We start from the raw sequence: 26,397 nt of genomic DNA on the forward strand, positions 1-26,397 counted from the left end.
GCATCCTGGTCCTTCGCGGACCGGGGGGCGGAAACCTCCATGTCCGGACGGGGTCGGTGACCAGGCCCGGCGGGCGGGGGCCCGGGCCGGACGGCAGGAAGGGGGCGGCTCGCCCGAGCCGCCCCCTTTTCCGGCGGGTTCTGTTCCGGCGGACCGTTCAGGCCCGGTAGACCGGGTAGCCGTAGCCGACGACCTCGGCCTTGGGCCGGACGCGCCGCTCGACCTTGCCGTTGCCGGTGTTGCCCTCGATCGTGGTGATCGTGCCGTCGCCGTTGTCCTTCTCGACCAGGCCGACGTGGTCGATGCCGTACAGGCTGTCCCCCCTCTTCCAGTCGAAGAAGACGAGGGCGCCGCGCTCGGCGGCGGTTCCCCAGTGGCCGTTGGCCCGGAACCACTGGGCGTAGGTCACGGTGTAGGCGTCCCAGCCGAAGACCGGCCGGATGCCGGCCCGCTCGCCGACCCAGGAGACGAACATCGCGCACCAGGGGGCGTTGGCGTAGCCGCGGATCGCGCCGCCGTCGCGCGTGACGGTCTCCGCGGCGCGGTAGGAGTTCATGTACCACCGGTGGAACCGGGTCCCGCCGCCCTCGTCGTCCTCCTCCACGCCGATCTGGCTCGCGGCGATGGAGAGCACCTCGTCGGCCGAGACCCGGGGCAGCCCGTCGGCGATGAGCTGCAGCGGGGTCCTGGCGGAGGCGGGCAGGTCCGCAGCGCCCCCGGCGACCCCGGCGAGGACGTCGGGCAGCGCGGGGCGTAGGGCCGCGGCGTGGGCCGGCGGGCTCGCCGCCACCCCGCCCGCCAGGGTGACGGACGCGCCCACGAGGACGTGGGTGAGGCGGCGCCCCGTCGTGGGGGAGGGTGAGGCGGCGGGGCGGGTCTTCACGGGAAGGATGCGGCGGATCTTCGCGGGGGAGGTACGGCGGTGCTTGCCCATGCGGGGGTTCGACTCCTTGCTCGGCTTCCGTGCCGCCGTACCGGGTCGACTGACGGGTTCGGGCCGGGAAGCGCCCTACAGCGCGCGGGCGCTGATTCACCCCGGGGGAGCCGGGTCCCCGGTTCCGCGGGGTCGCGGATTCGGCGTCCATGACCTCATCGGGAGGAGGCGGGGCGAGTTGAGTCACGTCCCGGCAAAGGTCCGGTCATGGCGGAGAGGGGCCGGCCGGGGGCCGCTACGGAGCGTCCATCGGTTCAGTGCACCTGGTTGAACGTCGCCGGGTCCGGGCCCAGGCGCCGGCCCGCGTCCAGCGACGCGATCGCCTCCATGTCCGCGTCGTCCAGCTCGAACCCGAACACGTCGAGGTTCTCGGCGATCCGCGACGGCGTGACCGACTTGGGGATCACCACGTTGCCCAGCCGCAGGTGCCAGCGGAGCACCACCTGGGCGGGGGTGACCCCGTGCCGGGCCGCGACCCCGGCCAGGACCGGCTCGTCCAGCAGTCCCCGGCCCTGGCCGAGCGGGCTCCACGCCTCCGTGACGATGCCGTGCGCGGCGTGGTGGCCGCGCAGCTCGGCCTGGGGGAGCTGCGGGTGCAGCTCGATCTGGTTGACGGCCGGAACGACGCTCCCCTCCTGGAGCACGCGTTCCAGGTGCTCCACCGTGAAGTTGCTGACCCCGACGGCCCGCACCCGGCCGTCGGCGTACAGCCTCTCCAGCGCCCGCCACGCCTCCAGGTACAGGTCCTGGGCCGGGACCGGCCAGTGGATCAGATAGAGGTCGAGGCGGTCCAGGCCGAGCCGCTCCATGCTCGCGTCGAAGGCGCGCAGCGCCGCGTCGTAGCCGTGGGCGTCGTTCCAGAGCTTGGTCGTGACGAACACCTCCTCACGCGGCACGCCGGCGGCGCGCAGGGCCCGGCCCACGCCCTCCTCGTTGCGGTACAGCGCGGCGGTGTCGATGCTCCGGTAGCCGGCCTCGAGCGCGGTGGCCACGGCCGCGGCGGCCTCGTCGTCGGGTATCCGCCAGACGCCGAAACCGAGCCGGGGCATACGGACACCGTTGTTGAGAGTCACGAATTCCATGCCTTCATGATCTCCCATCCGCACCCGGACGAACCGGATGGAACTGCGCTTTACCTCCCGTAGGGCGTGGTCGGCTGTTCACCCGGGGTTCCCGGTCCCGTAAGACCGCCGCGTTACGTTGGGGCGGTCGTGAACGGGTCATCGCCCGGCGTGGAGCAGGACGGTCGAGACCACGCGCGGGAGCAGTGTTCGGCCGTCGCCTGGGTGGAGTCCCCGCTGCAGATGCTCTGCGCCCTGGAGGCCCACCACGCGGGACTGCTGGGCGCCCGGACCCGGGTCGTGCCCCGGGCGGGGCTGCGCCCGCTCGCCGTCACCCGCCGGGAGCTGCGCCGGCTCGGCCTGCCGGACGGGCTGGAGCTGGCCGCGCCGGAGCCGGACATGCCGCGCCCGGCGCGCGCCGCCGCCTGGGTGATGGGCGACGCCTTCTCCGGTCGGGTCCAGCTGGCCTGGCTCACCGCCTTCCCCCGCCGCGTCGTGATCGTCGACGACGGGCTGGCCACCGTCAGGCTCCTGGAACTGCTCACCCGGCGGGCGGGCACGCCACTGCTGCGGGCCCGCGCCACCGGCGGGGCGCTGCGCTCCGCGCTCCGGGCGGCGCTGGGGACGGCCGCGGCCCTCCGGCTCCGCGCCGCCGCCCGGTCCGGCCGGCTGACGGTCTTCACCGCGCTGCCCGTCCCGGACGAGCTGGCCGCCGCCGTACGGCGCACCGGCGCGGAGCTGGTGACCCACGACTTCGCCTGGCTGCGCGGCCGGCCGCTGCAGGGCCCCGGCCCGCGGGAGCGCACCGTCGTGCTGGGCACCTCGCTGGTCCGCAACGGCCTGATCGACCGCGAACGCTACTTCACCTGGCTGGCCGGGCTCGGCTCGGCCGGGCCCGTGGCCTACTTCCCGCACCGCCGGGAGGACCCCGACGACCTCGCCCGGGTCGGGCGGCAGCCCGGGATCACCGTCTACGACGGCGGGGGCCCGGCGGAGATGACCCTGCGCGGGCTGGCCGCCGAGCAGCGGGTGCTGAGCCTGCCCTCCACCGCGGTCACCTCCCTGCGGGTCCTGCTCTCGGCGCGGGGCGTGACCGTGGAGACGGTGGAGGTCCCCGACGAGTGGTGGACCTCCCGGGCGGCGCCGTCGCTCCGCTCGCATCTGTCGATGTTCGCCCATCACGACACTGGAGCCGTGCGTTGAAGGTCCTGGCCGTGGCCGACTCGGATTCCTACCTGAAGTGGGCCGCCTGCCTGCTCGCGGGCCTCCCCGAAGGCTGCACGACGGAACTGGCGGTGGTCCGCACCCCCATCACGCCGTCACCCGCCCAGATCCGCGCGGCGGTCTCCGGCTCGGCGCCGGGCCCGGCCTCCGGCGCCGGGCCCGGAGCGGTGCCCACTGCCGGGCCCGGGGCGGTGCCCGATCCGCCGGTGCTGTCGGCCCGGGGGCTGCGCCGTACGGCCGAGCGGTTCCGGCCGGACGCCGTGCTGGTCGCCTGCACCGGGCCCGTGGTGGACATCCTGACCTCGGAGGTGCTCGCGGGGCTGTCTCCGAGGCCGGTGTTCGTGACCGGACTGCCGGGGATCTCCGTCCCGGCCACCGACAAGGCCTGGCTGTTCCGCAGCGGATGCGACCTGTTCGTGCTGCACAGCGGGCGGGAGGTGGAGGAGTTCTCCGAGGTCGGCCGGAGGTTGGGCGGAGGCGGGCAGGTGGGACTGGCCCGGCTGCCCTTCCTGCGCCCCGGAAGGCCCGGCGGCTTGGGCGGTCCGGCGGGTCCCGGCGCCCTCGGCGGCGTCGGCGGCTCCGGGGGATCCGGCGGCTCCGGCGGCTCCGGCCCGAGGGAGGGCGAGGCCGCCCCGGCGCCGCCGCGCGACCGGGTGGTGTTCGCCACCCAGGCCAAGGTGCCCAGGCGGCGCGAGGACCGCGAGCGCATCCTGCTCGCCCTGGCGGATCTGGCCGAACGGCGCCCGGACCTGGACGTGGTCGTCAAGCTCCGGGCGCTGGCCGACGAGCGCCAGACGCACAACGAGCGCCACCACTACCAGCGCCTGTGGCAGGAACTCGGCGGGCGCTCCGGCGCCCTCCGCTTCGAGGCCGGCCCGATGCACGAGCACCTGGCCCGGGCGGCGGGGTTCGTCACGGTCAGCTCGACCGCCGCGCTGGAGGCCATCGCCTGTTCGGTGCCGCTGCTGGTGCTGTCCGACTTCGGGGTCAGCGCCGAGATGATCAATCTCGTCTTCGAGGGGAGCGGGGTCCTCGGCACCCTGGAGGACCTGTCCGAAGGGCGGTTCCGCACGCCGGACGGGGCGTGGTGCACGGCGAACTACTTCCACGGCGACGGGGAGAGCGACTGGACCGGGCGCCTGGTCTCCCTGGTCGGGCAGGCGCGTTCCGGCCGGCTCACCCCCGCCGCCTCGCTGCTCGACGGACCCGAGTACGCGACCGCCCGTCGCCGCGCCCGCCTGCGCGTGGAGGTTCCGCCCAACGTGCTCCGGGTCGGCTACCGGGCCAAGCGGCGGATGCGCCGCTACCTGAAAGCGCTGGGCTGACCCGAGGCGCCGGGCCGGCCCGACGCGGCGGAGCGGCGCCGGCCGGCGCGTCCCGGGCCGGATCGGCGCCTCGGGGCGTCCGGACCGTCGCCGGGCCGGGTGCGGCGGTCGCGGGCGGGGGCCGCCGGTCGCCCGCCGGCGGAGGGTGCTTAACTCGATAGTGGCAGGCCCACGCACCGGGTGACCTCAGGGGGACGGAACCATGGAGGTGGCGGACCATGTGCTCGGCGCGCCCGGCGTCACCGGCGGCCGGTGACGCGCGCCGGTTGGAGGCGCTGCGCGCCACGGGTCTGCTCGACGCCCCGGAGGCGCCCTCCCTGACCCGGCTGGCCGGACTGGCGGCCGCACTGCTGGACGTGCCCGCCGCGCTGGTGGTCCTGGCGGACGCCGCCGAGCAGGTGGTCCTCGGCGCGGCGGGGTCCGCCGCACGGCAGAGGGCACCGCGGGAGGCACCGGGGGAGGCGCCGCAGGGGGTGCGGTGGGAGGCACGGCAGGGCGCGCGGCGGGCCCCGCTGCGGGGCTCCCTGTGCGGGCACGTCATGGCGCGGGGGACGCCGCTGGTCGTGTCCGACGTCCGCGACGACACCCGGACGGGAGGGCGGTGGTGCGGCGATCCGGCGCTCCCCTGGCTGAAGGCGGGCTCCTGCGCCGGGTTCCCGCTCCGCGCGCCGGACGGCGCGGTCCTGGGGGCGCTGGGAGTGATCGACACCGGGCCCCGGCGGTGGGCGGCGGCCCAGGTGGACACGGCCGCGGACATCGCGGCGATGGCCGAGGCGGAGCTCGCGTCGCGGCTGGCGGACGGCGAGGCGCTGCTGACGGAGCGCCGGTTGCGGGCGGTCCTCGACCGGGCCCGCGACGTGTCCGCGTCCCGGTCCGGCGACGTGTCCGCGTCCCGGGCCGCGGAGAAGGAGCTGGAGCTGGAGCGGGAGCGGACCTTCCTGGCGGCACTGCTCGACAGCCTCGAGGTCGGAGTGGTCGCCTGCGACGCCGACGGCAGGATCGCGCTGTTCAACCGGGCGCTGCGCGCCGTGCACCGGATCTCCGAACAGCCGCTGGACGCCCGGGAATGGGCCGAGACCTACCATCTGATGACCGCGGACGGACGCGGGCTGCTCCGCCCGGAGGAGGTGCCGCTGGCGCGGGCCTTCGCCGGCGAACGGGTCGAGGGCGAGCAGGTGGTGGTCTCCACGCCGGGCCTCTCCCCGCGCCGGTTCCTGGTCAACGGCCGGCCGATCGACGCCTCCGACGGGAGCCGGCTCGGTGCGGTGGCGGTCATGCACGACATCACCGACCGGCACCGGAGCGAGGTCCTGCGCGGCGCGCAGCGGGCCGTCGCCGAGGCGCTGGCCGACGCGTCCTCCGGCGAGGAGGCCGCCGGATGCGTGGTCGCCGCGGTCGCCCGGGGACTGGGCTGGGCGTGCGGGGAGTACTGGCACATCGCCGCCGACGGCTCCGGCATCGTCCGCACCGCCTCGTGGTCCGCGCCGGGACGGGACCTGGCGGAGTTCACCGGAGAGGAGAAGGTCACGTTCCACTCCGGGGTGGGCCTGCCCGGCCTCGTGTGGGCCACCGGCGGGGAGATCTGGGTCCGCGACCTGCCGTCCGACCCCCTCGGTTTCATCCGGCGGGAGGCCGCGGCGCGGGCCGGACTGCACGCCGCCGTCGGCCTGCCGGTGCGCGGCGGCCGGGAACTGCTGGGGGTGCTGGCCTTCTTCGCCGACACCGTCGCGGAACCGGACAGGGAGCTGATCACCCTGCTCGACGGTGTCTGCGCCCACCTCGGGCACCACCTCGTCCGCCGCCGCGCCGAGGAGATCGCTCGGGAGCTGGAGGCCGGCCGCCGCCATTTCGACCGGATCATCAGCCAGGTCAACGACGACGTGTGGACCCTGGAGATCCTCCCCGACGGCGCGTTCCGCACGGTGTACACCAGCTCGGACACCGGCGGGAGGTCCGGCGCCCGGTCGGTCGGGGACGTCCGGATCCCGGAGCCGGCGCTCTCCCGCGTCCACCCGGAGGACCGGGCGGCGGTGGACGCCTACCTGCACGCGCTCGCGTCCGGCCGGGCGGCGGAGGCCGTGTTCCGGATCCGCGGCCCGGACGACGTCACCCGCCGGTTCTGGTGCCGGGCCCGGCCCCGCCGTGAGGACGGGCGCCTGTTCGTCGACGGCATCTCCAGCGACGTCACCGAGCACTACCGGCTGGAGGAGGAGCGCGAGCGCCTGCTGGCGGAGGAGCAGGAGCAGGTCCACCGGCTGCGGGACCTGGACCGGATGAAGGACGAGCTGGTGGCCGTGGTCAGCCACGAACTGCGCTCCCCGATCGGGGCCATCCGGGGCTACACGGAGATGCTCCTGGACGATCCCGACCTGGCCGGTGAGCGGCGGTCGCTCACCGAGGTGATCGACCGCGAGAGCGAGCACCTGCGGCGGCTGGTCGACGACCTGCTGGACCTGGCGCGTTTCGACGCCGGGCGGGTCGGCATCGACCTGCGGGAGGTCTCCCTGGCCCGCCTGGTGCGCACCGCCGTCGACGACCACCGGCCCGCGACCGCCGTCAAGCGGCTCACCGTCACCGCCGACGTGGTCGGCGGCCTGTCCGTGCGCGCCGACCCGGTACGGCTCCGCCAGGCGCTGGACAACCTGCTGTCCAACGCGATCAGGTACACGCCCGTCGGCGGCTCCGTCACCGTCACCGCCGAGGGGAAGGGCGATGAGACGATCATCTCCGTCGCCGACACCGGCATCGGCGTCCCCGCCGAGGAGTACCCGCGCCTGTTCGACCGGTTCTTCCGCGCCTCCACCGCGCAGGAGGCCGGGGTCGAGGGCACCGGGCTGGGCCTGGCCGTCACCAGGGCGATCGTCGAGGCGCACGGCGGGAGCGTGGCCGCCGCGCCCCGAAAGGGCGGCGGCACCGTCTTCACCGTCCGGCTGCCCGCCGCGGACCCGGACCGGGCGGACGCCGCGGACGCGGACCGGGCGGACGCCGCGGACGCGGACCGGGCGGACGCCGCGGACGCGGACCGGGCGGACTGAGTCCTCCCTGCGTCCTCCCTGCGCCCTCCCTGGGGCGTCCCTTCCCCGGAGTCCTCTGCCCGATCGCGCCTGGACCTCCTGAACCTCCCGGGCGCGCCCGCGTCAGGAGAGCGCCCGGGACAGCCGCCGCCGCAGCCTGTCCAGCGCGCCGGAACCGGGGCCGGCCGTACCGGCGGCGCCCGCGGGCAGGAGGTCCAGGGCGGTCAGGCGCTGCCGCTTGAAGTAGCGGGCCGTGCCGTGCGCGTCCAGGTAGGCGGCGGCCTCCGCGCGCAGTTCCGGATAGGCCTCGCTCTGCATGCAGTAGCCGACCGCGCGGACCAGCGCCGGGACGTCGAGTGACGGAGGCCGTTCCAGCGAGCCGTCCGGCCGCAGCCGGGGCAGGAGCGCGTCGGTGATGGTGACGGGCACGCGGTTGCTGTTCTCGTACGGCGTGAGCCGCTCCAGGACGAGTTCCCCGCCGACGGTGGCCGCCTCCAGGCCGAACAGGTGCCGGGCGGTGACCAGGGCGGTGGAGAAGCAGCCCACCACCAGCTCCGGGCGGAGCGCCGCGAAGCACGACTCGGCGGGGACGGTCTCCTCCGCCACGGAGAGCCGGACGCCGAGTCCCGCGGCCACCTCGCGGAGCCGGCGCGCGTGCCGCCGCCCGGCGGCCGGATGCGGCTTGAACAGCACCGACGCGCAGCCCCGGGCGGCCAGGGCGCGCAGCATGTCCGCGTGCAGCCCGTCCTCCTCCTCGGGGGTGACGATGCCGAGCGCCGACAGGTACTGCCCGAGGATCATCCCCGTGCCCGTGCCCGTGCCCGTCTCGCCGACCGCCGTCCCGGTGCTCTCCCGGCCCGTCCCGGTGCTCTCCGGTCCCGGGATCCCGCCGAGGGCGCGCAGGAAGGACGCGCCGGAGACGGTCCGCGCGGGCACGCCGTACTCCGACAGCAGGAGCGGGGCCAGGCCCGGTACCAGGTCGAGGTGGAGCAGGCGGGTGATCCGGCCGGCGATCTCGGTGGGCAGCGGGTCGCGGGTCGGGCCGTAGCTCATCAGGCCGTCGGAGTAGACGGTGACGGGGCAGTCCCGCAGCAGGCCGGCGACGGTCCGCGCGGGGGGCACCGCGACGGACTCCACGACGAGCTCGTCCGGGCCGTCGCCCAGGGACAGGTGGGAGCGGAGCAGCCGGCCCGTCATCGGGACCTCGATGACGCGGGCCCGCCAGTCCGACGGGTGCATCGGGGCGATGATCTCGTTCCATGAGTGCACCTCGTCGAAGCGCGGGCGCAGCGCCGCGAAGCCGGGGGCCTCGTCCAGGGCCGGGGTGATCTCCGGGACGGCCGCGTTGTTGGAGACCAGCAGGATCCGGCGGCCGTCGTGCGGCCCGAACGCGCCCTCGTCCAGCGCGGCGGCCAGGGTCGCCGCGCCGAACAGGGTCGAGGCGTAGAACAGCTGGGTCCTCGCGGTCATCGGGTCTCCAGGAGCCTGCGCAGGATCTGGTCGCGTTCGGGGTCCAGCCCGACGCCGGGCAGGTCCGCCGGGAGCCGCCGCAGGGCCTCGGCGCCGCGCCGCTCGAAGCGTTCGCGCAGTTCGGGCGCGAAGCGTTCGCGCAGCTCCAGGTGGTGGGCGAGCAGCGCGCGGAACTGGCGGACCGCCTTGGGCGCGAACTCCTCGGGGAGGTCGGCGAAGACCAGGTCGAAGGCGTCGAAGAAGTGCAGCTGGCGCTCGTCCCCGACCTGGGTCAGGGAGCCGGAGACCATCCGGCGGTAGAACACCCCGGCCAGGGAGACCACCGCGAACGAGGCGGCCTCGCGGTGCAGCCGCCAGATCCACGGCCGGTCCTCGGCGGTGTGCAGCCGGCCGGGGAAGGTCAGCAGGTCGCCGAGGGCGCGCCGGTAGATCCCGGCCCAGGCGTAGGGGTAGTCGACCATGGTCTTCGACCGGGCGGGCAGGATGTGCTCGCGCGGCGTGAGCACCGTGTTCCGTACGGCCTGCGGCGCCCGGTGGGTCACCCGCTTGCGGCCCTCCGCCTGGACGTGGTCGACCCGGACGAAGTCGCAGCCGAGGTGCTCGATCGCGCCGACGAGATCGGCGAGGTAGCCGGGGGCGAGCCAGTCGTCGCCGTCCATGAAGCTCACGTAGCGGCCGGAGGCCAGCGAGAGCCCCAGGTTGCGGGCCTCGGCCAGGCCCACCGGGGTCTCGTTGCGGAGCACGACGAGACCGGGCAGGTCGTCGCGGAAGTCCTCGACGACCTGCCCGGTGCCGTCCACCGATCCGTCGTCCACGACGACGAACTCGAAGTCCGGGCGCGCGTTCCGCACGAGCGAGGTGAGCGCGTCGGAGACGTAGAGTTCGGCGTCCCGCACCGGGACGACGACCGACAGCTTGATCACGTTCTTCCCTCAGGGATCGGGGCGCGGAGCCTAGACGGTGACGCGGCGCAGCCGGGCCTTGGGGGCCTCCTCGCCGGGGAAGACGCGCTTGACGCCGTCGCCGAGCGCGGTCTCGATGATGCGGATGTCGCGGACCAGGTGCTCCAGGCCGGACGGCTCCAGCGAGGCGGCGTGGTCGGAGCCCCACATCGTGCGGTCCAGGGTGATGTGCCGCTCCACGGTCACCGCGCCCAGGGTGACGGCCGCCAGCGAGATCTGCAGGCCGCGCTCGTGGCCGGAGTAGCCGACGGGCACGCCGTACCGCTCCTGCAGGGTGGTGATCGCGCGGAGGTTGGCCTCCTCCGGGGGGAGCGGGTAGGTGGAGGTGGCGTGCATCAGCACCAGCCTGGAGGTGCCGAGGATCTCCACCGCCCGGTCGATCTCCTCCAGCGTGGACATGCCGGTGGACAGGATGATCGGCTTGCCGGTGGCGGCGAGCGCCCGCAGCAGCTCCAGGTCGGTCACGCTCGCCGAGGCGACCTTGTGCGTGACGACGTCCATGGACTCCAGGAACTCCACCGACGGCACGTCCCAGGGGGAGGCGAACCAGTGCAGGCCGCGCTCGGCGGAGTACTTCGCGATCTCGGTGTACTCGGCGTGCCCGAACTCGGTCCGGATCTTGTACTCCATGTAGGTCATCTCGCCCCACGGCGTCTGCCGGATCTGGTCGCGCTGCTCCAGCGGGACGCAGATCTCCGGCGTGCGCTTCTGGAACTTGACGGCCTGGCAGCCCGCCTCGGCGGCCACGTCGATCAGCCGGCGCGCGATGTCCAGGTCGCCGTTGTGGTTGATGCCGATCTCGGCGATCACGTAGACCGGCTGCCCGGCGCCGACGAGCGCGTCGCCGATCGCGACCGGGCGGGGAGAGGCGGTCAGGCGGAGCTCGGCCCGCAGGGCCGGGGCGGTGGCGGTGGCCGGGGCGGCCGCCTCCTCGGGACGGGCCGCCAGCACCCGGTCGCACAGCTCCCGTACGGCTCCCGCCCCGCCCTGCCGGGTGAGCACGACCCGCGCCGCGGCGCGCACCCTGGGGTGGGCGTCGGGGACGGCGACGGGCCAGCCGACGTCGCTCATCGGGCCCAGGTCGTTGACGTCGTTGCCGACGTAGGCGACGCGCGCCGGGTCCAGGCCCTCGATGGCCAGCCAGTCGCGCAGCACGGTCCGCTTGTCGGTCAGGCCCTGCAGGACGGGGACGCCGAGCTTGCGGGCGCGGGCCGAGACCACCGGGTTCTGCTCGGTGGACATGATCATGATCTTGACGCCCGACCGGCGCAGCAGGGAGACGCCCATGCCGTCGGAGCGGTTCACCGCGACCATCTCCTGGCCGTCCTCGCCGACGTAGGCGCGGTCGTCGGTGTGCACCCCGTCGAAGTCGGTGATCACCGCGTCCACGTCGATCGGCTCGGGCAGGTCCGTGAAGGGGGCCAGCGCGCGGACGATCTCCAGATCCTCGGGGGTGTCCACCTCGACGGCGTGCCGCGCCGGAACCGGCTGCACGGCGACCCGGCCGAAGAAGCGGTGGCCGTGCTCGCGCAGGCCGTCGGCGCGCATCACGTAGAACGCGCCGGTCTCGCGGTAGTGCGGTTCGCGGTCCTGCCGGCGCGGGCGGTACGACGGGTCGTGGTTGACTCCGGCGCCCGCGGCGTCCCACAGGAACTCGTGCGTCTCCAGCCCGGAGAAGACCACGTCGGCCTCGCCGCCGAGGACCTTCGCGATCGCGGCGTCCAGGTCGGCCGGGTCGATGAACGCGCTGGTGCACTGGACGAGGAGGACCACCTCGGGGGTCTCGGGCAGCCGGTCGAGCGCGTGCAGCAGGGCCGACTCGCTGGTGGCCTCCGCGCCGCTCAGCTCCCCGGGCCGGTCGACGACCCCGGCTCCGGCGGTGCGGGCGGCCTCGGCGATCCCCGGGTGGTCGGTGCTGACCACGACCCGGTCGACGAGCTCGGCCCGGACGCAGGCCCGCACCGCACGGGCGACCAGCGGGGTGCCGCCCACGGGGGCCAGGTTCTTCAGCGGCACGCCCGCCGAACCTCCACGGGCGGGGATGACGGCCAGGACTCGCACGGTGACTCCTCTTACCTCCGACAAGCACCCCTGAGCTGGGGTCTTTTCGGAACGCTAGCCACGAGGGTGACCGGTAAGGGGTGTGTGAGCTGAACGTCCAGAGTCGTCCGTCTTAACTTTCCGGGGGCCGGGGATCCGGCGGCGGCCCGGGCGGCCCGGGCGGGAATCCCTCCGGTGCGGGAAACGAAATTTCCGATTTATCCGGAAAGGCGATATCTGTAGAAAAAGGAGGACGGGGGAGGTCCGGGAAAGGGAGGCGGGGAAAGTCCGGAGAATACGGAAAGGCGCCACGGCCGGGGTGAATCCGGTCCGCGGCGCCGGTGATCCGACGCGGGTTGCTACTGGTCGTAGCTGTCCCGCGCGCGGTCGGTGACGTCCCGCGCGGTCTCGCGAGCGGTCTCCTTGGCCTTCTTGGCGGTCTCCTTCGCCTTGCCCTTGGACTGCTCGGCGCGGCCCTTGTTGGCCATGCTGTCGTTGCCGGTCATCTTGCCGGCGGCCTCCTTGGCCTTGCCCCGCATCTGATCGAAGTTCGTCATTTCGAGCCTTCCCCCGTTGGAATGACAGGTTGTCGGTGGAAGTCATAACCGGACAATCGCGGTACTAATCGTGATCTAGGGATCTTTAGGGCGAGGAACACCGCACGTATATGACCGATTGCCCCTTCCAGGGGGAGCGCCGACCGAATCCAGAGAAAAGGACGGCGCATCATCCGCAGGTCCGTGGACGCGCCCCGGCGCACGATCACCTTCCTGCCACCCTCCTGTCACCCGCCCGCGCCGACCGCGTCCATGAGCAGGGGCAGCGAGCGCTCCAGGGCGCGCCGCCAGTACGGCCAGCTGTGGGTGCCGGGTCCGTAGAAGTCCGCGGTGACCTCCAGCCCGTCGCCGCCCGCCCGCCGGACGAACTCCCGGGACTGGGCGAGCAGGGTGGCCTCGCCGCCGTCCCGGGCCGCGGGCGGGTCGTCCAGCGGGCCGGGGGAGCCGTCCCCGCAGGAGACGTAGAGCCGCACGCCGGCGAGCTTCGAGGTCAGGGCGACCGGGTTGTGCGCCACCTGCTCGGCGCCGCCCGGCGGACCCCACAGGTCGCCGACGTCCTCGCCGTGGCGCTCCAGCAGCCAGGGCGCGCTCTGCGTGGAGTCCAGCACCCCGGAGAAGGAGGCCGCCGCCCGGAACATGCCCGGATGGCGGGCCGCGTAGGAGATCGCGCCGAACCCCCCCATGGACAACCCGGCCACCGCCCGGCGGTCCCCGGCGCCGTAGTCGCGCTCCAGGATCGCGCGGACCTCCGTCAGGTGGAAGGTCTCCCACCGCGGTCCCCTGCGCCAGTCGGAGTAGAAGCCGACCGTGCCGCCCTCCGGCATGACCGTGATCACCGGGTAGGGCGAGGTGAGCCGGGCGGCGTCCCCCTCGGTCAGCCAGGAGTCGGGGGCGGGCCGGCAGCAGCCGTCCAGCAGGTACAGCACCGGCCACGGGCCGGAGCCCGGCTTCCAGCCCTCCGGCAGCAGCACCCGGACCCTGCCCTGGCGGCCGAGCGCGGCCGAGGCGAAGGTGAGCACGTGGTCCCGCTCGCCCCGCCGCTCCACCCGCACGTCGGCCGGGGCCCGGCCGCGTTCCCCGCCGGAGGGGGCGGCGGAGGAGGAGGCGCCGGAGGGGGCGCCGGAGGAGGGATCGGAGAAGAAGGGCGTCAGCAGGGCGAGCGAGACGGCGGCCACCGCGAGCGCCGCCGGCAGGACCACGCCCGGACGGCCGGCCGTACGGTTCATACCGCCCCATCCTGGCGCGCCGAAGGGATCAGGGGAAGCCACCGCCGGGAGGAGGGCGCTCGACGGGAGACATCGCCCGGGGCCGCCACCGGGAGGGGACGGTCCGCCGGATTCCGCCTTTCTCGCCCCTTCGCGGTGCCGTGCCGCCCTTTTGGCTGGATCATGGGCGGATGACTCCGGACACATCCCCTCCCCGGCCCCGGCGCGCACGACCGCTGGTCGTCGTGATCGCCTCCCTGGCGGCGCTCGCGGTCGCGGCCGTCGTGGTCCCCATCGCCCTGCAGTACGCCAACCGGGGCGAGTCCCTGCCGCTCTTCCGGTTCCAGCCCGTCCTGGCCGTGGCGGCGGCGCCCTGCGCGGGCACGGACCTGCCGGACCCCGGGGGGACCGAGTGCCTCCGGCTGGCCAACGGCGTGACGGTGAAGGAGGTCGCGGAGGCCGAGGCCGTGGAGGGCACGGGCGGATGGGCGGTCGAGGTCGCGCTGGGACCCGAGGACGCCGCGGCCTTCGCCGAGGTGACCGGGAAGGTCGCGGCCGAACCCGCGCCCCGCAACCGGCTCGCCGTCGTCGTGGACGGCGAGGTGCTCTCCGCCCCGGTCGTGCGGGAGGCGATCACCGCCGGGCGGGTGCAGATCGCCGGGGCCTTCACCCGCCCGGAGGCCGCCGACCTCGCCCGGCGGCTCGGCGAGGGCCGGTAGCCCCGCACCGGGCCACCCGGCCGTCACCGCGGCGGCGCGTGCGGTGACGGCCGCGGCGACCTTCGGGCCGTCGAAGGGGATGGCGTGGGCGACCCACGGGTCGTAGACCTCGGGGCCGTGCACGCGCGGCATCACGTCCTCCGGCCAGTCGGTGCCCGCCCACCGGGACGCGTCCTTCGGGCGACCGGTCGCGGGAACGTGTTTGGAGGCCGGTTCTGCGGGGAGTCACCCTCCCCGAGGGGAGAGGAGGCACCCGGCCGCCGGTACGGGTCCGGGTGTTTCAGTGGGCGCGGTCGCGTGGTGGCGCGGCCGCGCCCACGGTTTTCCGCCCGGGGCGGGTCGTCTCACCGGCGTGCGACCGGTTCCGCCGCGTGCGGCGTCCGGGCGGCGCGTCGCCGTCCGGCGGGGTGCCGCCGGTCCGGTGGGACCGGCGGCACCGGGTGGTCAGCGCCAGGTGTCGGTGCGGGTCGCGGTGCCGCCCGCCGGGGTGGTGAAGGACCGGTCGGGGTCGCTCTCCCAGGTCACCGATCCGTCCGGGTTCTTCTTGACGTACTTGTAGGAGATCGTCTTTCCGGCGGGCAGGTTCACCGTCGCCTTCCAGACCGGGTAGGAGGCCGCGGAGAGCGCGACCGCGTTCGCCGGGTTCCAGGAGCCCAGCTCGGCCACGTCGCCGACGACGAAGACGTTCTGGCCCCAGGAGGTCGTCACGTTCGCGTTGAAGGAGGTGGCGATCTCGTCCGAGGTGGCGGTCGGAGTCGGCGACGGGGTGGGGCCGGTGCCGAGGCGGATCGCGACCGCGCCCTTGGCCGGGACGGTGACGCTCGCGTCGCCGCCGCCGTCGACGGTCACCGAGCCGCTCCCGGCGACGTTGGGGTAGGTTCCGGCGGGCAGGCCGGTGGCGAAGGTGCGGGTGACGGAGCCGCTCTGGTTGTTGATCGCGACCCAGCCCCTGCTCCCGCGGCTGAAGGCGATCAGGTTGTCGCCGTTGTCGTACCAGTTGGCGACCGGGGTGCCCGCCACGGCCCTGTGGAAGCCGACCATGCCGGTCATCTGCCGGTGGAAGCAGGTCCACCGGCCGTTGCCGCAGTCGGTGTCGGTGACGAAGCCGCCTCCTGCCGAGGGCGGCCCGGCCTCGGAGTCGCTCCAGGTGAAGCCGGAGTAGACGCGCGGCGTGCCGTACGGCCAGGCCAGCATGAAGACGTTGGCGAGCCTGTAGGTGTCACCGTACTTGTGGTTGAGGGTGGAGCCGTTGCGCTCGGTGTCGTGGTTGTCGACGAAGGTCACGGCCCTGTCGCCGGGCACCGAGAGGCCCCAGCTCTCGCCGAACGTCCTCAGCCACTTGATCTGGCCGGTGAACTGCTCCTTCATCGTGCGGCCGAACACGAACTCGTGCACGTCGCCGATCCCGGTGTACTGGCCCGGCTGGACCTTCTCGCCCTCGCCGTGGATGACCTCCAGGTGCAGGTACGGCGAGCCGGTCAGCTTGGACCTGATCGCCGCCAGGTCCTCCGGCGGGATGTGCTTGGCCGCGTCGACGCGGAAGCCGTCGACGCCCAGGGAGGTCAGCCTGTTGAGCCAGCCGGCGATCTGGTCGCGGACGTACTCGGAGCCGGTGTCGAGGTCGGCCAGGCCGGCGAGCTCGCAGTTCTGCACCCGCCAGCCGTCCTTCTTGTAGTCCTCCTGCTCGATGACGCAGGCGGGCGAGTTGTGGAAGTCCCAGGAGGAGTAAAGGCCGGGATAGTCGTACTTGCCGAAGCGGTACCCGCCGTAGCTGGTGCTGCCCTGGCCGGTCATGTGGTTGACGACCGCGTCGACGTGGACCTTGACGCCCGCGTCGTGGCAGGCCCTGACCATGTTCCTGAACGCGTTCTCGTCGCCGAACTTGCTGGTCAGGGTGTAGCGGGCGGGCTGGTAGACGTCCCACCAGACCGAGCCGCCCCTGCTCATCGAGTCGTGCGGCGGGGAGACCTGGACGGTGCCGTACCCGGCCGGGCCGAGCACGTCGGTGCACTCGCGCGCCACCGAGTTCCAGTTCCAGCTCCAGAGCTTGACGATGGGGCCGGTGCCGGCGGGGGGAGCGGCCTGGGCGGTCGCGGGGGCGGCGGCGCCGAGCGCGGCGGGCGCGAGCAGGGCCGCGCCCGCCAGGACGCTCAGCGCGGCCGCGGTCAGGGGGACGGGGGGTTTGTAGGATCGCATGGCGGGGGGCCTCCAGGAGCGTTGGACGGGTTCCCGTGCCGGGCCGGGTGCTGCAACACCCGGCCCGGTGGCTTCTTCGCAGGTCCGCCGGGCGGCGGCCTTCAGGACTGCGCTCCGGGCCGCCGCGGGTCCGTCGCCGGGACGCGCGGGGCGGCTCTTCCGATTGTTCCGGGGGCGTTTCGGGGGTGCTCTGAGACCTTTCCGGACGGCTGTCAGGACTGCACGAAGACGGCGACCGTGCGGGCGGGCACCGTCAGCGTGCCGGTGGCCGGGTCGAAGCCCGACCGCTTGACGACGGCGTCGCCGCCGCCGGCCTGGACGGGGTGGAGGGCCACCCGGGCGCCGGACAGCGCGGCGACGGTCTGCCGCTGCTCCTGCGGGGTGGCGTTGAAGACGACGGTGATCGACGTCCACTTCGGGTCGAGCCCCGAGGCGTCCAGGCGCATGGTCACGACACCGGGGGTCTCCGCGGTGCCGCCGATCGGGAAGGAGAGCCGCTTCTGCACCTCGGCCAGGGAGCCGAGCCCGAAGACCGGGGAGGAGGAGCGGATCTTCAGCAGCTCGCCGTACCGGGCCCGGGCCGCGCCGATCGCGGCGCAGTCCGGCGTGAGCGCCGGGTCGGCGAGCAGCGGCCTGGCGTACGGCCACTTGTCCTCGTTGTCGGCCTTGGGCGGCAGACCCGCCCCGAAGCCGTTGCCCTGCGCGCAGTCCCACAGCAGCCGGTTGAACCAGTCGCCGGAGTCGTAGGAGTTGCGGTCCAGGGACTTGGAGCGGAGCCGCTCGCTGCCCGCGTGGACGAACGCGGTGCCCTGCGCGAGCACGCTCGCCGCCAGCGAGAGCGACTGCATGCGCACCCGGTCGGCCATGGTCGTGGCCTGCGGCAGCTTGTAGGCCAGCGCGTCGAACAGCGTCTCGTTGTCGTGCGCGTCCACGTAGGCCACGGTCTCGCCGGGCGCGGCGGCGTACCCGGCGGGCGAGCCGTTGTAGTCCACCTCCGAGCCCCTGACCTCCTTGCCGGAGGTGGCCGTGAAGCGGTAGTCGCGCAGGTTGCCGGCCAGGCCCAGCTTGACCAGGTCCTGGTAGCCCAGCAGGCGCGCCCGCTGCCGCTCGGCGTCGCCGTTGGCGGGCGAGCCGTTGGGGGCGCCGGCCAGGCCCGAGCCGAAGCCCTGGACCCGGGGGTCGGCGTCGAACGGGCCGCCGCCGCGCACCGCGTCGCGGAGCCGGTCACTGAACGTGCCGATCCCGGTCCCGGCCAGGTTCGCCTGGGTGGCCTGCTCGAAGCGGGCGTCGTCGGCGACCTCGCCGAAGTTCCAGCCCTCGCCGTACAGGATGATCGATTTTCCGTCCACGCCGTCCTCCCCGGGGGTCAGCGCGTCGAGGGCCGCGCGGACGGCGAGGATGTTCGCCTTCGGGTGGTGGCCCATCAGGTCGAACCGGAAGCCGTCCACCTTGTACTGCTTCGCCCAGGTGACGATGGAGTCGACGACCAGCCGGCCCATCATCGTGTGCTCGGGCGCGGTGTTCGCGCAGCAGGTGGAGGCGGCCACCGAGCCGTCGTCGAGCAGCCGGTGGTAGTAGCCGGGCACGATCCGGTCGAGCACCGAGGCGGGGTCCTGCCCGGCGGCGTGGGTGTGGTTGTAGACCACGTCCATGACCACCCGCAGGCCCGCGCCGTTCAGGCCCGCGACCATGCCGCGGAACTCCCTGATCCGCGCGGAGCCGTCGGGGTCGGAGGCGTAGGAGCCCTCCGGCACGGTGTAGTGCAGCGGGTCGTATCCCCAGTTGAAGCCGTCGGAGGCCGCGGTCCTCGCCACGCACTCCTGCTGCCGCTCGGAGTCGGGGGGCAGCGCGGCCAGGTCGGCCGGGTCGCAGTCCGGCTCGGTCCGGTCGGCCCTCCGCTCCGGGACGGTCGCGATGTCGAAGACGGGGAGCAGGTGCACGTGGGTCAGGCCGTCGGCGGCGAGGGAGCGCAGCTCCCGCATCCCGGCCGAGTCGCCGGCGAACGCCGCGTAGGTGCCGCGCGATGCGGCCGGGACCGTCGCGTCCGAGGCGGAGAAGTCGCGCACGTGCAGCTCGTAGACCGACGCCCTCTCCTGCGGCACGGCGGGCGGCTTGGCCAGCGAGGCCCAGCCGCCGGGCCGCAGCGAGGGGTCGGACGGGTCCACCAGGTGGCTGCGGACCGAGTCCGCGGCCAGCGAGACGCTGTAGGGATCGGTCACCTCGTTGGTGACGACCTTCCCCGCGGCGGGGGAGAAGACCGTGACCAGGAAGGTGTAGTAGCGGCCCTTCCAGGACGGCAGCCCGCGCACCGACCAGACGCCGGTGGCGTCGTCGCGCCGCATCGCGTGCACGGTCCGGCTCCCCCCGGAGGGGGCGCGGTAGAGCGCCAGCTCCACCTTCCGCGCGGTCGGCGCCCACACCGACAGGCGGGGCGTCGCGCCGGAGGCGTCCGGGCCGAGCTCGGCCGCGGCCGCCCCGGCGTGGACGTCGTCGAGCACGCCGGGGATCTGCACGCCGGTCGCGGTGCGCAGCGCGCCGGAGGCGTCCCGCTCGACGGCGACGATCTGGCCGCGCAGCGCCTCGGCGACCAGGTCGGCGTCGCGCGGATCCACCGTGAACGCGGCGTGCCCGGCCAGGTGCGGCCACTTCGCCTTCTGCGCGGCGGTGAGCGCGCCGGGGTTCAGCCGGATGATCCGGTGGGAGCCGGTCAGGCCGCCCCCGGCGACGGCGATGCCGCCGGCGGCGGAGAAGGCCAGCGCGTGGCGGAGCGAGGCCGACGGCCGGACCTTCCAGGCGACGGTGGACCGGTCGATCCAGTGCGCGGACGCCTTGGACAGGTCGGCGTCGGCGCCGCGCGCCGCGGACTGCGGGAGCACGTGGCCCTCGGCCGCCGCGACCCGCCACACCTCGTGGCCGGAGACGGCCAGGTCGAGCGCCTGGTCGGACGGGAGGTCCTTCTCGTCGCCCTTGTGGACGATGTAGCTCACGTTCTTCGCCCCCTCGGCCAGGGGGACGCGGAAGAAGACGCCGAAGCCGTCCTTCCCGGCGGGCCGGAGCGGGGCGGCCCACTCGGTGGGGGCCGCCACGTCCCCCCACAGGTGCAGGCCCCAGCCGTCGTAGTCCCCGTCGGGCCGGTGGTAATGCAGGATCGCGACGTTCTCGGCCGCGGCGCGGGTGGCGTACGGCTCCGCCACGCCGGAGGCGACGTAGGCCTCCGGCCGGACGGCCGGGGTGAAGGACTGGTCGGGGCCGGGGTCCTTGGCGTCGCCCTTGTGCACGATGTGGTTGACCGGGACGGAGGCGTCCTTCAACGGGACCTTCCAGAACACGCCGTAGGAGTCGGTGCCGTCCGGCGGGCGCGGCGCGGCCCACTCGGTGGCCGCGCCGTCGGCCAGCCCGTCGCCCCACAGGTGCAGGCCCCAGCCGTCGTAGTCCCCGTCGGGCCGGCGGTAGTGCACGGTCGCGTGGCCCTGGGCGGCGGCGCGGGAGGCGTGCGTCACCGGGCTGCCCTCGGCCAGCCACACCTCCCCGGTCACGGCCGGGTTCACGGTCCGGTCGCCGCCGTCCTTCTCGTCGCCCCGGTGGGCGATGATCCCGACGTTCGTCGCGCCGGGCTTCAGCTTGATCCAGGCGAACCGGCCGTAGGCGTCCTCGCCGGTGAGCGGGAGCGGCCGCGCCCATTCGGTCGGGTTCTCGACGTCGCCCCAGACGTGCAGGCCCCAGCCGTCGTAGTCGGCGCGCTGGTAGTGCACGACGAGCCAGTCGCGCCTGACCGCGCCGGGCTCGGCGGGTCCGGGCTCGGCACCCACGGCCGCCTCGGCGCCCGCCGCGGCGAAGCGGCCCGCGGAGTCCTTCACCACGGCCTTGTAGGCGACCTTCGTGCCCGCCGGGACGCCCCTCAGGTCGTGGAAGACCCGGAACGCGCGGCTCCCGCCGACGGCGGTGGGCGCGTCGTCGGTGCCGATCACCCGCCACCTGCCGTCGCCGACCTTCGCGGCGAAGGTGACCTGGTCGAAGCCGGTGCCGGGCACGGCCGCGGTGATCGGGACCCGGCCGTCCCCGGGGGCGCCCCGGAGCTCCGCGCCGGGCAGGGAGATCGAGACGGCCGGGGCCGCCGCCGGGGCGGCGAGCTTCGCCGAGGCCCGGTAGACCACCGCCGACAGCGCCGGGACGGTCACCGCGAGCCTCGTGTCCGCGCCCGAGGCGGCGGTGTCGGGCGCCGGGCCGTACACCCGGGTGAAGGCCATGCCTGAAGAGAAGGTCGGCACCTGCGCGGTCGCCGCCTGCTCGGCGTTGTTGACCGCCACGACGTACTCGATCTGGGCGCGCGCGTCGATCCGGGAGAAGGCGTAGACGCCGCCGGCGGCCAGCCGCTCGATCTGGGCGCCGTCGGCCAGCGCGGGGTGGGCGTCGCGGAGCTCGGCCAGGGCGGAGAGGCCCCGGTAGAGCGGGTGCGAGGGGGTGAAGTTGTGCTGCGCGTGGGTGGCGTCGGTGCCGATGAGGTCGTTCGACAGGTAGCTCGCGGTCGTGGAGGCGAACATGGGCTGGCGGGCGTCCTGGTCGCCGCCCGAGCCTTCGGCGGGGCCGGTGAAGCCCTGTTCGTCGCCGTAGTAGACGACCGGCTGGCCGCGGGTGAGGTACATCAGCTCGTGGGCGAGCAGGTCGCGCCGGAGCAGCTCCGCGTCCGACGCGTCCGGGTTGTCCTGCCTCAGGAACCGGCCGATGCGGCCCATGTCGTGGTTGCCGAGGAAGGTCGGGAGCGAGGAGGCGTTGGAGTCGGCGTCGGTGTGGTGGTCGTCGGCCGCGTACAGTGTGGCCAGGCGCGCCGCGCCGGCCGTGCCGCCGGCGAAGGAGCGGGCCGCCTCCTGGAACGGGAAGTCCAGGGTGGCGTCCATGCCGCCGCGGGTGGAGTAGCGGCTGGTGAAGGCCGGATCGCCGGAGTAGACCTCGCCGAACATGAAGAAGCGCTCGTTGCCGAGTCCGGCGGCGTAGCCGTGCAGGGCGGGGGAGAACTTCTCCCAGAACTCCATGTTGACGTGCTTGGCGGTGTCGATGCGGAAGCCGTCGACGCCGGTCTCGCGCACCCACGTCCGGTAGATGTCGATCATGCCCTGGGCGACCTCGGGACGCTCGGTCCACAGGTCGTCCAGGCCGAAGAAGTCGCCGTATTCGGAGTTCTCGCCGCTGAAGGTGGAGTCGCCCCGGTTGTGGTACATCGTCGGGTCGTTCAGCCAGGCCGGCGTCTTGGCCCGCTTCGGCGCGACCGGGGTGTACGGGAAGGAGTCGGCCGTGACCTTCGGGAAGGTCTTCCCGGCGGCGTACTCCCGGTCGTCGAACGGGGCGCCGGAGGCGTCGACGTAGGGGTGGGCGCCCTTGGAGCGGTAGGCGTAGGCCTTCTCCGCGTAGTCGATCACGTCGGCCGTGTGGTTGGTGATGATGTCGAAGAACACCTTCATCCCGCGCCTGTGGGCCTCGCGGACCAGCTTCCTCATGTCGGCGTTCGTGCCCAGATGCGGGTCGATCCGGGTGAAGTCGGTGATCCAGTAGCCGTGGTAACCGGCCGAGGCGTTCGCGCCGGCGCCCTGCACCGGGCGGTTGGCGAACGCCGGGGTGATCCAGATGGCGGTGCTGCCGAGGTCTTCGACGTAGTCGAGCCGGTCGATCAGGCCCTTGAGGTCCCCGCCCTGGTAGAAGCCCTTGTGAGTGGGGTCGAAACCGGTGCTGAGCCGGTCGCCGGACAGGCCGCCGGTGTCGTTTCCGGGATCGCCGTTGGCGAACCGGTCGGTCATCGCGAAGTAGAAGCGCTCACGGCTCAGATCGGCGCGGAGCGCGTCGCGGGCGAACTCCCGGTCTCCGGGCCCGGCCGTACGGCTCGGCGCCGAGACGACCGGCTCGGAGGCGGGCGGGGCGGTGGAGATCGTGAGCGGGGCGGTCCGGGCCGCGGGGTGGGGCGCGGACGCCGCCGACGCGGCGGCGGGCGGGGTGACGACGGCGAGGGGGGCGGCGACCAGGACGGCCGCGAGGACGGCGCCCGCCAGGGGAGCCGGTCTCGCGCGCCGTGGGGGGAGGGGCCAGACCACCGGGGCCTCCACGGAGTGGTTTCGGGGGTGTTGCCCGGAAGTTACTCACTGGACATGAGGGATGCAATCCCTTGCCGCAACTTTCTGAATCGTGATGGGCGAGGCGGCCCCGGGCCGACCGGCGTGCCCCCGATGATGAGGGCCTCGATCCTGAAGCACCCCGGTGAGCTGCGGATATTCTGCGTTTCGCGTGCAGTGGACGGATTGGTCTGGTTTGGGGGATCGACTGCGGATGTAACAAGTTTGCAGACTCTTGCAGCAACTTCTTCCACTGGGCTTCACGTGGGCGTAACGTCCGGCGTACTCCACACCGGTCGGTGGCCTGCGGGCCCGGGCCGGCCCCCTGAGCTATGAGGAGAAATCATGCGGCGAGCCTTCTCTGCCGCGACGATCGTCGCGGCCCTCGCCCTGGCGGTTTCCGCCTGTGGCGGCGGCGACAGCGGTTCGACGGCGGCCCCCGCCCAGTCCGCGCCCTCCGACCCGTCGAAGATCAGCGGCGAGATCACCTGGTGGGACACGGTCCGGCCGGACAGCGAGGGGCCGACGTTCCAGGCCCTGATCAAGGACTTCCAGGCGAAGTACCCGAACATCAAGGTCAACTACGTCAACGTCCCCTCGGACCAGGCGCAGAACAAGTTCCAGACCGCGGCCCAGTCCGGCTCCGGCGCACCCGACGTGATCCGCTCCGAGGTCGCCTGGACCTCCCAGTTCGCCTCCCTCGGCTACCTGCAGCCGCTGGACGGCACCCGCGCCGTCGAGAACGAGGCCGACTTCCTGCCCGGCCCGCTGAGCAGCACCAAGTACAACGGCAAGACCTACGCCGTGCCGCAGGTCACCGACACCCTGGCGCTGATCTACAACAAGAGGCTGCTCAAGGAGGCCGGCTGGGACAAGGCCCCCACCACGGTCGAGGAGCTCAAGAAGGCCGCGCTCGACGTCAAGGGGAAGACCGGCGTCAACGGCCTCGCGCTCAACGTCGACGCCTACTTCCTGCTGCCCTTCATGTACGGCGAGGGCGGCGACATGCTCGACGTGCAGAGCAAGAAGATCACCGTCAACTCGCCGGCCAACGTCAAGGCCATGGGCATCGTCTCCGACCTGATCACCTCGGGCGCCGCCGCCAAGCCGGCCATCCAGGACAGCTACGCCAACGCGATGACCGCCCTCAAGGACGGCAAGACCGCGATGATCTACAACGGCCCGTGGGCGCTGGCGGAGATCTACCAGGGCAAGGAGTTCAAGGACAAGGAGAACCTGGGCATCGCCCCGGTCCCGGCGGGCTCGGTCAAGGCCGGCGCCCCGACCGGCGGGTGGAACTACGCCATCTACGCCGGCTCCAAGAACATCGACGCCTCGTACGAGTTCGTCCGCTTCATGAGCACCGTGGAGTCCCAGGCCAAGGTCGCCAAGGAGATCAGCCTCCTGCCGACCCGCGCCTCCGCCTACGAGAACGCCGACGTCAAGGGCAACGCCGACGTCGCCGTCTTCAAGCCGATCATGGACACCGCCCTCCCGCGGCCGTGGATCCCCGAGGGCGGCCAGCTCTTCCAGCCGCTCCTGGAGGGCTACCAGGCCCTGGTCGGCGGCAAGACCTCGCCCGAGGACATGCTCAAGTCGGTCGACGAGAAGTACCGCGGCATCTTCAAGGACTGGAGCTGATCCGTGGTGACCTCCACTGGACGTGTGACCGGCACGGCCAGGGACCGGGCCGCGGGCGCCGCCGACGGCGCCCGCGGCCGGGGCCGCCCCAAGCAGGCCGGCCCGGTGCGGCGGGCGATGTCGCGGTACTGGTACGCCTGGGCCATGGTGGCCCCGGTCATCCTCGTCACCGCCGCGCTGGTCGGCTGGCCGCTGGCCCGGGGGGTGTACCTGTCCCTCACCGACGCCACCGAGGCCACGATGGGCCGTACCATCGGCGTCAACGTCATCCCGGCGACCTATGAGTTCGTCGGACTGGAGAACTACGTCGGCATCCTCGGCAGCGGCCTGTTCTGGGAGAAGCTGACCTGGACGGTCGTGTGGACGGTCGCCTGCGTCGCGCTCCACTACGGCCTGGGCCTCGGCCTGGCCCTGATGCTCAACCGGCGGCTGCGCTTCCGCTCGGCCTACCGGCTGATGCTCATCCTGCCGTGGGCGATCCCCGGCTTCGTCGCCGCGTTCATCTGGCGCTACCTCTACAACAGCGACTACGGCGTCATCAACGCGATGCTGCGGACGATCGGGCTGGACGGGGTCGGCTGGCTCGACGACCCGACCACCGCGAAGATCGCCGTCATCGCGGTCAACGTCTGGGTGGGCGTGCCGTTCATGATGGTGGCCCTGCTGGGCGGCCTGCAGTCGATCCCCCGGGAGCTGTACGAGGCGGCCGAGGTCGACGGCGCCTCGCCCTGGCAGCGCTTCCGCTTCGTCACCGTTCCCGGCCTGCGCACGGTCTCCAGCACCGTGGTGCTGCTGGGCACGATCTGGACGTTCAACATGTTCCCGATCATCTTCCTGATCACCGGAGGAGGACCGGGAAGCTCCACCGAGATCCTGGTCACCTACGCCTACCGCGAGGCCTTCACCGGCATCCGCAACTACGCGGGCTCGGCGGCCTGGGGCGTCATCATCCTCGCGCTCCTGGTCGTGATGGCCCTGGTCTACCGCCGCGCGCTGCGCAAGCAAGGGGAGGTCTGGTGAGCGCCGTCACCACCCGCAGGAAGGCCCGCGGCCGCGACGAGCGCGGCCTGGGCGGTTCGATCCTGCTGCACGGGACGCTGATCGTCGCGTCCCTCGTCTCGATCTTCCCCATCGTCTGGCTCGTCCTGACCTCGCTCAAGCCGCGCGACGGCTGGCTCTCCACCGAGCTGACGTTCTTCGACGGCGCGTCGCTGGACAACTACACCCGTGTGCTGACCGAGACGCGGTTCCCGAGCTGGCTGCTCAACTCCGTGATCGTCGCGGGGCTCACCACGGTCATCGGCGTCTTCCTGGCCTCGACGACCGGGTACGCGATCAGCCGCTTCCGCTTCCCGGGCTACCGGGGCGTCATGTGGATGCTGCTGGTCACCCAGATGTTCCCGGTGGCGATCCTGATCGTGCCGCTGTACAACCTGATGGCGGGCCTCGGCCTGCTCAACCAGATCCCGGGCCTGGTGATCGCCTACATGACCGTGGCGGTGCCGTTCTGCGCGTGGATGATGAAGGGCTACTTCGACTCCATCCCGCGCGAGATCGACCAGGCCGGCATGATCGACGGGCTGTCGCCGTTCGGCACCTTCTGGCGGGTCGTCCTGCCGCTGGCCCGGCCGAGCATCGCGGTCACCGCGTTCTACTCCTTCATGACCGCCTGGGGCGAGGTCGCCTACGCGTCGGTCTTCATGACGGGGGACGACAAGCGGACGCTGGCCGCGGGCCTGCAGCAGTTCGTCGGGCAGTACTGGGCCGACTGGGGCCTGCTGACGGCCGCGGCCGTGCTCATCGCGGTGCCCGCGGCGATCGTCTTCCTGTTCGTCCAGCGCCACCTGGTGGCCGGCCTCACCGCCGGCGCCACGAAGCTGTGACACCGCTGCCGTACCGAACACCGCTGCCGTACCGAACACCACTGCTGTACAACGACTGTGCTATCACG

16 protein-coding genes and 1 riboswitch are annotated in these 26,397 nt (G+C 73.5%); of the genes, 7 read left to right on the plus strand and 9 right to left on the minus strand.

All coding sequences use genetic code 11. From position 1 onward, the window contains the following. Window positions 1–157: 157 nt before the first annotated feature. Both HS045_RS26395 and HS045_RS26400 read right to left on the minus strand, forming a co-directional pair. On the minus strand, window positions 158–934 hold the full coding sequence (locus HS045_RS26395; protein ID WP_196454167.1) for a CHAP domain-containing protein: 777 nt from the start codon (window positions 932–934) through the stop codon (window positions 158–160). 19 nt (window positions 935–953) lie between these two features. Further along, window positions 954–1,090, minus strand: a riboswitch (cyclic di-AMP (ydaO/yuaA leader). A 98-nt stretch (window positions 1,091–1,188) separates the two neighbouring features. Next, window positions 1,189–2,016 (minus strand): aldo/keto reductase, encoded by an 828-nt coding sequence (locus HS045_RS26400; protein WP_196454168.1) that lies wholly within the window; start codon window positions 2,014–2,016, stop codon window positions 1,189–1,191. A 129-nt stretch (window positions 2,017–2,145) separates the two neighbouring features. On the opposite strand from HS045_RS26400, the gene HS045_RS26405 reads away from it, so the two are divergent. The 3 genes from HS045_RS26405 to HS045_RS26415 all read left to right on the plus strand — a co-directional run bounded on the left by HS045_RS26405 (window position 2,146) and on the right by HS045_RS26415 (window position 7,579). Beyond that, on the plus strand, window positions 2,146–3,198 hold the full coding sequence (locus HS045_RS26405; RefSeq protein ID WP_196454169.1) for a hypothetical protein: 1,053 nt from the start codon (window positions 2,146–2,148) through the stop codon (window positions 3,196–3,198). A gap of 11 nt (window positions 3,199–3,209) precedes the next feature. Continuing rightward, window positions 3,210–4,544 (plus strand): DUF6716 putative glycosyltransferase, encoded by a 1,335-nt coding sequence (locus HS045_RS26410; protein ID WP_307827732.1) that lies wholly within the window; start codon window positions 3,210–3,212, stop codon window positions 4,542–4,544. A gap of 218 nt (window positions 4,545–4,762) precedes the next feature. Then, entirely contained in the window at window positions 4,763–7,579 is a 2,817-nt protein-coding gene (locus HS045_RS26415) for an ATP-binding protein (protein ID WP_196454171.1), read from the plus strand. A gap of 102 nt (window positions 7,580–7,681) precedes the next feature. On the opposite strand, the gene HS045_RS26420 is transcribed toward HS045_RS26415, so the two are convergent. From HS045_RS26420 to HS045_RS26440, 5 genes are all read right to left on the minus strand, one after another. Then, the gene (locus HS045_RS26420; RefSeq protein WP_196454172.1) at window positions 7,682–9,028 is read right to left on the minus strand and encodes a polysialyltransferase family glycosyltransferase; all 1,347 of its coding nucleotides are present in this window, start codon (window positions 9,026–9,028) and stop codon (window positions 7,682–7,684) included. Next, a complete protein-coding gene (locus HS045_RS26425; RefSeq protein WP_196454173.1) occupies window positions 9,025–9,951 on the minus strand; it encodes a glycosyltransferase family 2 protein in 927 nt (308 codons plus the stop codon). Before HS045_RS26425 ends, HS045_RS26420 begins: the two co-directional genes overlap by 4 nt. A 30-nt stretch (window positions 9,952–9,981) precedes the next feature. Beyond that, complete coding sequence (locus tag HS045_RS26430) at window positions 9,982–12,051, minus strand: N-acetylneuraminate synthase family protein (protein WP_196454174.1); 2,070 nt, start codon at window positions 12,049–12,051, stop codon at window positions 9,982–9,984. A 338-nt stretch (window positions 12,052–12,389) separates the two neighbouring features. Then, window positions 12,390–12,587, minus strand: a complete 198-nt coding sequence (locus HS045_RS26435) for a CsbD family protein (protein ID WP_196454175.1) — start codon at window positions 12,585–12,587, stop codon at window positions 12,390–12,392. Window positions 12,588–12,814: 227 nt separating this feature from the next. Further along, window positions 12,815–13,813, minus strand: a complete 999-nt coding sequence (locus HS045_RS26440; RefSeq protein ID WP_196454176.1) for an alpha/beta hydrolase family protein — start codon at window positions 13,811–13,813, stop codon at window positions 12,815–12,817. A 170-nt stretch (window positions 13,814–13,983) separates the two neighbouring features. Here HS045_RS26440 and HS045_RS26445 point away from each other — a divergent pair, with 170 nt between their 5' ends. Then, complete coding sequence (locus HS045_RS26445) at window positions 13,984–14,511, plus strand: hypothetical protein (RefSeq protein WP_196454177.1); 528 nt, start codon at window positions 13,984–13,986, stop codon at window positions 14,509–14,511. Between the two features lie 444 nt (window positions 14,512–14,955). Here HS045_RS26445 and HS045_RS26450 read toward each other — a convergent pair whose 3' ends face one another. Together HS045_RS26450 and pulA are read right to left on the minus strand one after the other, a co-directional pair. Next, window positions 14,956–16,707 (minus strand): carbohydrate-binding module family 20 domain-containing protein, encoded by a 1,752-nt coding sequence (locus HS045_RS26450; protein ID WP_196454178.1) that lies wholly within the window; start codon window positions 16,705–16,707, stop codon window positions 14,956–14,958. 212 nt (window positions 16,708–16,919) lie between these two features. Next, window positions 16,920–22,787, minus strand: a complete 5,868-nt coding sequence (pulA, locus tag HS045_RS26455) for a pullulanase-type alpha-1,6-glucosidase (protein WP_196454179.1) — start codon at window positions 22,785–22,787, stop codon at window positions 16,920–16,922. Window positions 22,788–23,150: 363 nt separating this feature from the next. Here pulA and HS045_RS26460 point away from each other — a divergent pair, with 363 nt between their 5' ends. The 3 genes from HS045_RS26460 to HS045_RS26470 are packed head-to-tail and all read left to right on the plus strand — an operon-like array spanning window position 23,151 to window position 26,329. After that, on the plus strand, window positions 23,151–24,446 hold the full coding sequence (locus tag HS045_RS26460; protein ID WP_196454180.1) for an extracellular solute-binding protein: 1,296 nt from the start codon (window positions 23,151–23,153) through the stop codon (window positions 24,444–24,446). Window positions 24,447–24,470: 24 nt separating this feature from the next. Beyond that, window positions 24,471–25,466, plus strand: coding sequence for a sugar ABC transporter permease (locus HS045_RS26465; RefSeq protein ID WP_307827733.1), 996 nt, complete (start codon window positions 24,471–24,473; stop codon window positions 25,464–25,466). Next, entirely contained in the window at window positions 25,463–26,329 is an 867-nt protein-coding gene (locus HS045_RS26470) for a sugar ABC transporter permease (RefSeq protein ID WP_196454182.1), read from the plus strand. Before HS045_RS26465 ends, HS045_RS26470 begins: the two co-directional genes overlap by 4 nt. Window positions 26,330–26,397 lie beyond the last annotated feature (68 nt).

Origin of the sequence: Planomonospora sp. ID82291, assembly GCF_015711645.1 — a bacterium.
Lineage (GTDB): Bacteria > Actinomycetota > Actinomycetes > Streptosporangiales > Streptosporangiaceae > Planomonospora.